At 64.1% G+C, this 2010-nt stretch carries 2 protein-coding genes; both read right to left on the bottom strand.

From position 1 onward, the window contains the following. Positions 1-61: 61 nt before the first annotated feature. A complete protein-coding gene (gene hisC, locus ACQKPE_RS26395; RefSeq protein WP_427669635.1) occupies positions 62-1111 on the bottom strand; it encodes a histidinol-phosphate transaminase in 1050 nt (349 codons plus the stop codon). Positions 1112-1113: 2 nt separating this feature from the next. Further along, the coding region (hisD, locus tag ACQKPE_RS26390; RefSeq protein WP_427669634.1) for a histidinol dehydrogenase at positions 1114-2010 on the bottom strand (897 nt) is incomplete at its 5' end.

The following is a 2010-nucleotide window of genomic DNA, read 5'->3' as shown; positions in this document are numbered from 1 at the left end:
CTTGAATTCAGTGCTGTACCTGTGGGAGCGGGCTTGCCCCGCGATGGTACGCCGCGATGTATCAGTTCAACGCATCGATCAGCGCTTGGTTCATTTCCGGCGTACCGACCGTGATCCGCAGGAACTGCGCGATACGCACCTGTTTGAAGTGCCGCACGATCACACCCTGCTCACGCAGCTTCGCAGCCAGCTCACCGGCATCCTGCTGCGGGTGACGGGCAAAGATGAAGTTCGCCGCCGACGGCAATACCTCGAAACCACGCGCTACCAGTTGCTCGACCAACGCCTCGCGGCTGTCAATCACGGTGCGGCAGGTGTGCTCGAAGTACTCACGGTCTTCGAACGCCGCCGCCGCACCAGCAATCGCCATACGATCCAGCGGGTAGGAGTTGAAGCTGTTCTTGATCCGCTCCAGTGCCTCGATCAGGTCCGGGTGACCTACCGCCAAACCAACCCGCAAGCCCGCCAGGGAGCGCGACTTGGACAGGGTCTGGGTCACCAGCAGGTTGTCGTAGCGGTCGACCAGGCTGATGGCAGTTTCGCCGCCGAAGTCGATGTAGGCCTCATCCACCACCACCACCGAGTCGCGGTTGGCTTGCAGCAGACGCTCGATGGCTTCGAGCGGCAACAGGCAGCCCGTAGGCGCATTGGGGTTGGGGAAGATGATGCCGGCATTGGGCTTGGCGTAGTCCTCGACGCGGATCTGGAACTGCTCGTCCAGCGCCACAGGCTCGAAGGGAATGCCATACAGGCCGCAATACACCGGGTAGAAGCTGTAGCTGATGTCCGGGAACAGCAGCGGGCCTTTGTCGTGCTGGAACAGGCCGTGGAAGATGTGCGCCAGTACCTCGTCCGAGCCGTTGCCAACGAATACCTGCTGTGGCTGGACGCCGTAGTAGTCGGCGACCGCTTGCTTGAGGCGGTCGCCGTTTGGGTCCGGGTACAGGCGCAGGTTATCGTTCAACTCGCCACGCATGGCCTCCAGCGCCTTGGGCGACGGACCATAGGGGTTCTCGTTGGTGTTGAGCTTGACCAGGCGGGCCAGCTTGGGTTGCTCGCCCGGCACGTAAGGCACCAGGTCCTTGACGAAGGGGCTCCAGAATCGACTCATGCTCAGTTCCCCTTGTTCTCGGTGATGATACGGTATTCGGCGCTGCGGGCGTGGGCCGTCAGCGATTCGCCACGGGCCAGTACCGACGCGGTCTGGCCAAGCTCGGAAGCCCCCTGCTCGGAGCAGAAGATGATCGACGAACGCTTCTGGAAGTCATACACGCCCAGGGGCGAAGAGAAACGCGCGGTGCCGGAAGTCGGCAGCACATGGTTGGGGCCGGCGCAGTAGTCGCCCAGCGCTTCGCTGGTGTGGCGGCCCATGAAGATCGCGCCGGCGTGACGGATGTGCGGCAGCCACGCCTGGGGGTCGGCCACCGACAGTTCGAGGTGTTCCGGGGCGATGCGGTTGGCCACTTCGATGGCCTGCTGCATGTCGCGCACCTGGATCAGCGCGCCACGGCCATTGATGGACTTCTCGATGATCTCGGCGCGCTCCATGGTCGGCATCAGCTTGTCGATGCTGGCGGCGACGCGGTCGAGGAACTCGGCATCCGGGCTGACCAGGATGGCCTGGGCGTCTTCGTCGTGCTCGGCCTGAGAGAACAGGTCCATGGCGATCCAGTCCGGGTCGGTCTGGCCATCGCACACCACCAGGATCTCCGAGGGGCCGGCGATCATGTCGATGCCGACCTGGCCGAACACATGGCGCTTGGCAGTGGCCACGTAGATGTTGCCCGGGCCGACGATCTTGTCCACCTGCGGCACGCTCTCGGTGCCATAGGCCAGGGCCGCGACGGCCTGGGCGCCACCGATGGTGAACACCCGGTCGACACCGGCGATACAGGCGGCGGCCAATACCAGCTCGTTGATCTCGCCACGCGGGGTCGGCACTACCATCACGACCTCGCCGACGCCAGCCACCTTGGCCGGGATGGCGTTCATCAGTACCGACGACGGGTA

The sequence above is a fragment of the Pseudomonas sp. NPDC089554 genome (assembly GCF_050280645.1).
Classification (GTDB): domain Bacteria; phylum Pseudomonadota; class Gammaproteobacteria; order Pseudomonadales; family Pseudomonadaceae; genus Aquipseudomonas.
This window is presented reverse-complemented; position numbering and strand designations above follow the sequence as displayed.

Bases quoted from the DNA above. Each gene is read 5' to 3' on its own strand.
- hisC (WP_427669635.1), bottom strand. From the start codon at position 1,111: ATGAGTCGATTCTGGAGCCCCTTCGTCAAGGACCTGGTGCCTTACGTG.